The 8527-nt window shown below is 62.7% G+C and carries 7 protein-coding genes; 2 read left to right on the forward strand and 5 right to left on the reverse strand.

What is annotated here, in order from left to right; genetic code table 11:
• Positions 1-107: 107 nt before the first annotated feature.
• Together NKJ46_RS34045 and NKJ46_RS34050 are read left to right on the forward strand one after the other, a co-directional pair.
• Positions 108-1088 (forward strand): ComF family protein, encoded by a 981-nt coding sequence (locus NKJ46_RS34045; RefSeq protein ID WP_352671639.1) that lies wholly within the window; start codon positions 108-110, stop codon positions 1086-1088.
• Between the two features lie 15 nt (positions 1089-1103).
• Positions 1104-2306 (forward strand): DNA-processing protein DprA, encoded by a 1203-nt coding sequence (locus NKJ46_RS34050; protein WP_352671642.1) that lies wholly within the window; start codon positions 1104-1106, stop codon positions 2304-2306.
• A gap of 360 nt (positions 2307-2666) precedes the next feature.
• Here the strand turns inward: NKJ46_RS34050 and NKJ46_RS34055 are convergent, their stop codons facing one another.
• The 5 genes from NKJ46_RS34055 to NKJ46_RS34075 form a co-directional block, all read right to left on the reverse strand.
• The gene (locus NKJ46_RS34055) at positions 2667-3770 is read right to left on the reverse strand and encodes a calcium:cation antiporter (protein ID WP_352671644.1); all 1104 of its coding nucleotides are present in this window, start codon (positions 3768-3770) and stop codon (positions 2667-2669) included.
• Positions 3771-3984: 214 nt separating this feature from the next.
• Positions 3985-4167: a cysteine rich repeat-containing protein gene (locus tag NKJ46_RS34060; protein ID WP_352671646.1), complete on the reverse strand. Its 183-nt coding sequence runs from the start codon at positions 4165-4167 to the stop codon at positions 3985-3987.
• 105 nt (positions 4168-4272) lie between these two features.
• Positions 4273-6039 (reverse strand): AMP-binding protein, encoded by a 1767-nt coding sequence (locus tag NKJ46_RS34065; RefSeq protein WP_352671648.1) that lies wholly within the window; start codon positions 6037-6039, stop codon positions 4273-4275.
• Between the two features lie 497 nt (positions 6040-6536).
• Positions 6537-7238, reverse strand: a complete 702-nt coding sequence (gene hisG, locus NKJ46_RS34070; protein WP_352671650.1) for an ATP phosphoribosyltransferase — start codon at positions 7236-7238, stop codon at positions 6537-6539.
• Positions 7235-8356, reverse strand: coding sequence for an ATP phosphoribosyltransferase regulatory subunit (locus NKJ46_RS34075; protein WP_352671652.1), 1122 nt, complete (start codon positions 8354-8356; stop codon positions 7235-7237). The genes hisG and NKJ46_RS34075 overlap by 4 nt, the downstream gene beginning before the upstream one ends.
• Between the last annotated feature and the right edge of the window lie 171 nt (positions 8357-8527).

Here is an 8527-nt window from a genome sequence, read left to right on the forward strand (position 1 = left end):
GTCATTCAACCCTCCTTCGGCTTTTCCGGCCGAAATAGAATCGAGCTTCGCCGCAAAGCGCAACCCAGATGTGTGAATGCGATAGAGAATGGCAAGTTGAGAAGATTTTGGACGTGCTCGATCAAGCCGACGATGGCATGTCGGCGATAGGGCTCACCCAAGAAGTGAACCTTCGTAAGTCGCAGATCGAAAAGGTTCTCAAGATGCTCTCGGTAGCAAGTAGCGGGCTTGTGGCGAAGCAGGGGTCCCGCTGGTATCGCACGATCAACGCATACCAGTCGGATCGAGAGCGTGTTGAACGACTAACTGGGCAGCGCCAAGGGGAATGGGATCACGTCCGAGCCTATCTAGAGACCGACCGTTGCCTCATGCGGTTCCTTGGCGAGGCACTCGATGACCCTGCTGCTCGCGACTGCGGGCGCTGTGCCAATTGCCTCGGAGTGCCACTCATCGAAATCGAGCTGAACGCCGCCGCTATTGCAGAGGCGAGCCGGTTCATAAAGCGCAGCGATGTCGTCATCAAATCCCGGAAGAGGTGGGAACCAGGCGCGTTTTCCACCTATGGTTGGACTGGCAATATCGCACTCGGGCTCCGCTGCGAGGACGGACGGGCGCTTTCCGTCTGGCGAGATGCCGGTTGGGGGACTCAGGTCGATGAGGACAAGGAAGGCGGACGTTTCAGTGACGAGCTTGTCGAGGCATGCGCCGAGATGATTGAGGAGCGGTGGCACCCTCAGCCCGCGCCGACGTGGGTCACCTGCGTGCCTTCATTACGCAGTGAGGCTCTCGTCCCTGATTTTGCGAAACGCCTAGCCATTCGGCTTGGCGTTCCATTTAGAGACGTCGTCTCAAAGGTGAAGGAAACGCAGCGCCAGAGGCATATGATGAACAGCTGGCAGCAATCGAGCAATCTGGACGGAGCGTTTGAGGTTGCTGCCGAGCAACTCGAAAGGGGATCGGTGTTGCTGGTCGACGACGTGGTCGACTCTCGTTGGTCTTTAACGGTGATCGGCGCGCTCCTTCGGCAGGCCGGAGCAGGGCCAGTCTTTCCGCTTGTGCTGGCGTCAGCGTCAGCGGCGGAAAACTAAAGGAAAGTGATGGGAGTGTTATCGCCCGATACCCAGGCAACCTTGCTACTGGTAGGTCAATTTGCTCGCTCGCCCGAGGTGAAGCCGCTTACGATAGCGGAGTATAACCGGCTTGCGAAGCAACTGCTCGATTTAGAGATGCGCCCGGCGGATATCGTGCGCCAGGTGCCAAAGAGTCTCATAATAGATTCAGATCGGATCTCGAAACTGTTGGCGCGTGGAACGTCGCTTGCATTGGCTGTTGAGCGTTGGTCGCAGCTCGGGATTAAGGTGATCGGCCGAGGTGACGCGTTTTATCCGTCACTGCTAAAGAAAAAACTTCGCAGTGCCGCCGCGCCGATCCTCTATCTCGCTGGTAATTCGGAACTGCTCGACGCCGAAGCAGTTTGTATCGTTGGTTCACGCAACGCGTCAGAGTCCGGATTGGAGTTTGCGGCCCAATTAGGACAGCGCTGTGCTTCGGAAGGCTTAGTCGTGGTGTCGGGCGACGCTCGTGGAGTCGACCGTGTAGCTATGGAAAGCGCTATTGAAGCGGGAGGCAGCGTCACTTCGGTTTTGGTCGATGCGCTCGCGAAAGCGGTCCTTGCTAAGCGAAATCGTGACCCAATTCTTTCGGGAAAGCTCGTCCTCGTCACTCCTTACGACCCCGACTCTAGCTTCACCGTCGCAAACGCTATGGATCGCAATAAGTACATGTACGCGCTCGCGTCCGCGGCGGTGGTGGTCGACAGCGATACCAAGGGCGGTACCTGGACGGGTGCCGTTGAGAACGAGAAGCATCGTTGGACGCGAGCCTTCGTTCGGTTAGCGAACGACGCCGCGCCCGGAAACCAGCGTCTAGTCCACCTTGGACTGCGGCCCATCGCGAACCTTGAGAGAAGTGGGTCTCAGAGTCTAAGACAGTTCCTATTTTCGGACGCCGAGGGTGGTTCTTCGCAACTCGGCCTGCCAGTAGAGCCCACGCCACCCGCTATCGAGGCGCCGCATTCGGCCAAGTCCTTGTATGATTTCTTTATCGAGGCTCTTACCGAGTGGCTGACTGACGGGCCCCAGTCAGACACTGCAATCGCGGAGCGATTTGAGCTCGAACGAGAGCAAGTCAGGTCCTGGCTCGACCGGGCTCAGGGATCGGGCGTTGTTCAAAAGCTCCAGCGACCGACGCGGTTTGCGATTCAACTTGACCCACCTAGCTCTGGAAAAACGGAGGTGAATTCTTAATTGCGATATTATCGCCTCTTCGATATCCCAGGTGCGTAGTACTGAAGGTATCAAGACTCTCAGACCCTGCAATTCCCCCAAGATTTGAGGAGAACCTGTCGAAGAGTGGTCTGCTACGTGCAGGGAGGTCAGAGTATTCCGGCCTTGATCGACATCAGGGGCTGGCTGCGTGTTGCAAATCATGAACGCGGCCGGTGTCAAGCGTCCGCTCATGGCGCAAACGCCCGGCGCAACACAAACTCCCGCGACCTGCCGTTTTCAGCAACTTGATGCGCAAGCGGATGGCTGCTCGTTCGAGATCCCGACCGATAGCGGCTTTGCTGACCAGTCTGCATCCGATCGCCGGCTTCCCCACCCCCCTCACGGCACAAATATCAAAAACACATACGTGCAAAACACCACCAGATGCACCAGCCCGGTCAGGAACGTCGTTCTTTCCGTGCTGAAGCTCACATTGCAGATGAAGAGCGCCAGGACCAAAAGCACCGTGTCGGTCGCCGGCAGCCCCAGTGTCAGTCCTCTTCCGGTCAGCAGGCTGGCGGCGGCTATGCCTGGTATTGTCAGGCCGATCGTGGCGCAGGCCGAACCCATGGCGACGTTCAGGCCGCGCTGCAGTTCGTTGTTGAGCGCGGCACGAACCGCCGAGATCGCCTCCGGCATCAAGACCAAGCCCGCGATCATTGCGCCGACAATGGCGTCCGCCTGGGCCACCTGGTAGGCGACGAGAGCGTCTTCGACACTTGCCGCGACCTGCTCGGCCAGCATGACGATGCCGATCAGCCCGATCAGCAGGAGCAGAGCGCCGGCGGCGAGGCTTTCGTGGGCGTCGGCTCGCACCGCGGCGCCGTGTGCTTGTGCGTCGATGAAATCGTCGCGGTGGCGGACAGTCTGCGCGAACAGAAAACCCGCATAAAGCAGCACCGAAAGCACGCTGACGAAGCCGAGTTGCGCCGCCGAGAACGTGCCGGGATCGGTGGTTCGCGTGTAGGTCGGCAGAATGAGCGTCATGACGCTGAGCGCGACCAGAACCGCCAGGTAGGCGCTGGTCCCTTGGCGGACGATCGCCTGCTTGCGATGGCGCCAGCCGCCAAACGTCAGACACATGCCGACGACGCCGGTGGAGGTGATCATCACCGTCGAGAACACGGATTCGCGCGCAAGCGTCGGGTTGTTGGCGCCGTGCAGCATGATCGAAACGATGATCGACACTTCGATTGCCGTCACGGCGATGGTCAGCACCAACGTGCCGTACGGCTCGCCTACCCGCCTGGCCACCGCCTCGGCGTGGTCGAGCACGACGAAAATGGTGATGAACATGATCGCGCTCGACAGCGCGCCGATGAATATCCTGGTGCCCAGCGACCCTTCGTCCACCGATACCCCGCTGGCCCTGACCGCGACCGCCATCGCCAGGGCGGCCAGCGGCATGCCGTAGGAAACCGCCGATCTTGCCAAACCACTCATTGTCATTCTTCTGCGTTCCCGCGGTTGCAGCCGTTGTTGCGCACTGCAACCATTCCCGCCCAGAGCAATCGCATATCATGGGTCATGACGTGCCCCCGTCGCTGCGTACCCTACCCCCTAACCCTCCCCACGCCCCTTGTGGGGAGGTGGGGTCCGCTTCGACAAGAATCCTCCTGCCCAGGGACACCTCCTGTCCCGGCACAAAGCTCACGCGTTAGCCGGGCGTGTTGGCCTTGACGACCTTCTTGCATTCGGGCGTCAGCTCGCTCATGTGATCGGCCAGGCATTTGACGACGCGGCCACCGCCCGGCAACACGCCCTTGCACAACTTCTGGTAATCTGCCTGGCAGGCCTCACGCTCGGCCGCCGTCTGCGCCAGCGCCGTGGTGGCTGCCATCTGAGTTGCCAGGAAAAGCACGCTTAACCCAATCCGCATGGAACACCCCCCTCAAACATGTTGCCCAAACAACGCCTCCGTCACGCTATACGAACGGAAGCCTTTTCACGCCGTCTTCTGCGTCACTAATCCCAGTTCATCGATCATCGCCTGGCGCATCAGGTATTTCTGCGGCTTGCCGGTCACCGTCATCGGCAATTCGGTGCGGAAGCGGATGTAGCGCGGGATCTTGAAATGGGCGATCTGGCCGGCGCAGAAGGCCTTGATCTCCTGCTCCGTGGTGATCTGGCCGGGCTTCAGCACGATCCAGGCGCACAGTTCTTCGCCATATTTCGGGTCGGGAATGCCGAACACCTGCACCTCCTTGACCTTGGGGTGGCGATAGAGGAACTCCTCGACCTCGCGCGGATAGACGTTCTCGCCGCCGCGGATGACCATGTCCTTGACCCGGCCGACGATGTTGCAATAGCCCTCGGCATCGATGGTGGCGAGGTCGCCAGTGTGCATCCAGCCGTCGGCGTCGATCGCCTCGCGGGTCTTTGCCTCGTCGTCCCAATAGCCCTTCATCACGGAATAGCCGCGCGTGCAGAGCTCGCCCGGCGCACCGACCGCGACGGTGGCGCCTTCGGCGTCGATCGCCTTGACCTCGACATGAGGATGGACGCGGCCGACGGTCGAGACGCGCTTTTCCAGGGGATCGTCGACGCTGCTCTGGAACGACACCGGGCTGGTCTCGGTCATGCCATAGGCGATGGTCACCTCGGCCATATGCATCACCGACACTACCTTTTTCATCACCTCGATCGGGCATGGCGAGCCGGCCATGATGCCGGTGCGCAGGCTGGTGAGATCGAAGGAGGCGAACTCCGGATGGTCGAGCAGGCCGACGAACATTGTCGGCACGCCGTAGAGCGCGGTGCAGCGTTCCGTTGCCACCGCCTTCAGCGTGGCGCCGGCATCGAACCCCTCGCTCGGGAAAACCATGGTCGCGCCCTTGGTGACGCAGCCCATCGTGCCCATCGACATGCCGAAGCAATGGTAGAGCGGCACCGGGATGCACAGCAGGTCGTCGACGGTGAGCCGGATTGCCGCGGTGACGAAATTGCCGTTGTTGACGATGTTGTTGTGGGTCAGCGTCGCGCCCTTCGGCGCGCCGGTCGTGCCTGAGGTAAACTGGATGTTGATGGCATCGTCCGGTTTCAACCCGTCGGAGATGCGGTCGAGCCTGTCATGCTCGTCGCGCCCAGCCATCGCCAGCACGTCGGCGAAGTTGAACATGCCCGGCGAACTCTCCTCGTCCATGCGAATGACGATCTTCAGCGACGGCAGTCTGTTGGCATCGAGCTTGCCCGGGGTGGCCTTGGCGATCTCCGGCGCCAGCGTCTCGATCATGCCGAGATAGTCGGAACTCCTGAATTTGGCGGCGGTGACCAGCGCCTTGCAGCCGACCCTGTTCAAGGCATATTCCAGCTCGACCAACCGGTAGGCCGGGTTAATGTTGACCAGGATCAGGCCGATGCGGGCGGTGGCGAATTGCGTCACCAGCCATTCCCAGCGGTTCGGCGACCAGATGCCGACGCGGTCGCCTTTCTCGAGGCCGAGCACCAGGAAGCCGGCGGCCAGCGCATCGACGGTGTCCGACAGTTCCTCCCAGGTGAAGCGCTTGTCCTGCTCGACGAAGACGGCGGCATCGAGCGTGCCGTATTTGCCGACCGTATCGGCAAACAGCGCCGGGATGGTCAGGTTGAGCAAAGGCACGCTGCGGTCGCCCGAGACATGCGCCGTGCCGTCGACAGGCGCAATGAACGAACCGCCCTCGCGATTGCCGCGCAGGCTGGTGGCATTCTTCAACTCGTCGAGATTGATCGGCATCGCCGTGTCCTCCGCAGACGGGCCGAGCCTATCAGCCCGGCGGGGTGGTGGAAATCCCGTCGATGGTAGGGCTGGGTGGGAACTCGCCCTGCCGGGCCGAAAACAAAAAACCCGCCTCGGCGGGCGGGTCTTCGGGGCCAATTGGCACCATAGCGAGATTAGTAGCACAGCTGCCGGCACAAAGCAAGAACAAAATTGCTGTGTCTTCGGGAAATCGCTTCAGGTCGGTGCCGCGGCTTGACCGCTGGATCCAGCGTTGGTGGTTGGCGAAAGCCGAGGCGATATCCGATCTCCCCCCTTGCGGGGGAGATGCCCGGCAGGGCAGAGGGGGGTGCGAAGGATCGCCAAGTTCGACTTCAGCCACCCCCAACCGAGAACGGATGAGGCTCCGATTGGCTGACAGGTCGGCGGGACAGCACCCCCCTCTGGCCTGCCGGCCATCTCCCCCACAAGGGGGGAGATTGGCAGCTTCGCCGACGGCGCCTGCTCCGCAATCGTCAGCCTGCGTTCACCAGCGCCATCCTGGCCGCAATATCGCGCAACACCGCCTCGTCGGCCGCCGCCCGCATCTTCCGCGACGCCACGAGGCAGGCCTGCGAGCGCAGGATCAGGCCATCGGCCAGCACCTTGAGATGGTTGGCGCGCAGCGTCGCGCCTGACGTGGTGATGTCGACGACGATGTCGGCCAATCCGGCTGCCGGCGCGCCTTCGGTGGCGCCGAGGCTTTCGACGATGCGGTAGACCTGGATGCCGTGCTTTTGCGAAAAGAACTGCTGGGTCAGGCGCCAGTATTTGGTGGCGATCCTGAGCCGCCGGCCATGGCGCTGACGGAAATCGGCAGCGACGTCGTCGAGGTCGGCCATCGTATCGACATCGAGCCAGATGTCGGGCACGGCGACGACGACATCGGCATTGCCGAAACCGAGGCGGGCGATGATTTCGGCGCGCGTTTCGCAATCGGCAAGGTTTTCGCGCAGCAGATCCTCACCGGTGATGCCGAGATCGACCGAACCCTGGCCGATTTCGCCGGCGATTTCGGAGGCCGACAGGAAGGCTATCTCGACGCTCTCCATGCCATCGATACGGGCGCGGTATTTGCGCTCGTCGCCGGGCAGGCTGACGGCAAGCCCGGCCTTGGCCAGCACCTCCAGCGCCTGCTCCTTGAGCCGGCCTTTCGACGGGATCGCCAGCGTGATCATGGTGCCGTCTCCCGCAGCGCCTCGATGCGGTCGAGCCAGACGGAAAAGCCGACGCCGGGGATCGGCGTTTTGGCGCCGAGCAGCGTCAGCAGCCGGTCGTAGCGGCCACCACCGGCGAGCGGCCGGTCGCCGCCTTGCGCCGCGATCTCGAAGACGAGGCCGGTATAATAATCGAGCGGGCGGCCGAAGGCGGCATCGTAGCTGATTTCAGACATCGGCAGGCCGAGGCTTTCGATGGCCGCCGCGCGGGCCGAAAAATTCTCCAGCGCAGCCCCCAGCGAAAGCCCGGCATCGGCGGCGAAAGTTTCGAGCGCCCCGGCGGCGCTGTCGAGCGGCACGTCGATCGCCAGAAAACTCTTCAACGCCGCGAATGCCTCGCTCGACAAGCGTACGCTGCGCAATTCGGCCTTCTCGATCAGCCGCCGCGCGATTTCGGACGGCGAACGCCCGGCCGTTGCCGACAGGCCGGCCTCTTCCATGCCGACGGCGATATGCGCCGAAAGAGCTTCCAGATCGCCGTCGAGGACAAGGCCGGCGACCGCGCCGGCGAGCTGGCTGTTGCGCGGCGGATTGGCGAGGTCGGCAAGGGCTGCCTCAAGCATCGGCGCCGAGCCGAAGGCGCGGGCCAGCCGCATGCGCCAGCCGCGCGGCAGGCCAAGCGCTGCCAGCACCGCCTCGAAGATGGTCTGGTCGCCAAGCGTCACCGCCAGCTCCCGGCCGGGCAGCACCAGCGAAAGCAGCGCATACGCATCGGCCAGCGAGCGCGCGTCGGCGGCGGCCGTGTCGCGGTCGCCGAGGTCCTCGATGCCGGCCTGGAAGAACTCGTTGCCGCCCTCGCGGCGCTGGCGAAACACCTCGCCGAGATAGGAATAGCGGCGCGGCGTGCCGGCCTGGCTGGCAATATGGTCGAGGCAGACCGGAATGGTGAATTCCGGCCGCAGACAAAGCGTCTGCCCGGTCTCGCTTTCGGTGAGAAAAATCCGCCGGCGCAAATCCTCGCCGGCCATGTCGAGGAACGGATCGGCCGGCTGCAGAACCGCGACCTCGACCGCATGGGTGTTGCGCGCGGCGAAGAGCGTCGCGATGTCTGATGCGATGGCGGGATAGCGGGAGGTCATGGGGATGTGGGGCGCGAGGCACCCCCCTCTGGCCTGCCGGCCATCTCCCCCGCAAGGGGGGAGATTAGTCTCGTCGCCGCCGTCGCCAAATTATCAAAATAGCAAAGGAGGCGCCCCCGGCGACGCGGGCCATCTCCCCCCGCGGTCGCTTATAAACCACTGCCGCTGCCG

Source organism: Mesorhizobium sp. M0166 (assembly GCF_040322255.1).
In the GTDB taxonomy this organism is placed as follows: Bacteria; Pseudomonadota; Alphaproteobacteria; order Rhizobiales; family Rhizobiaceae; genus Mesorhizobium.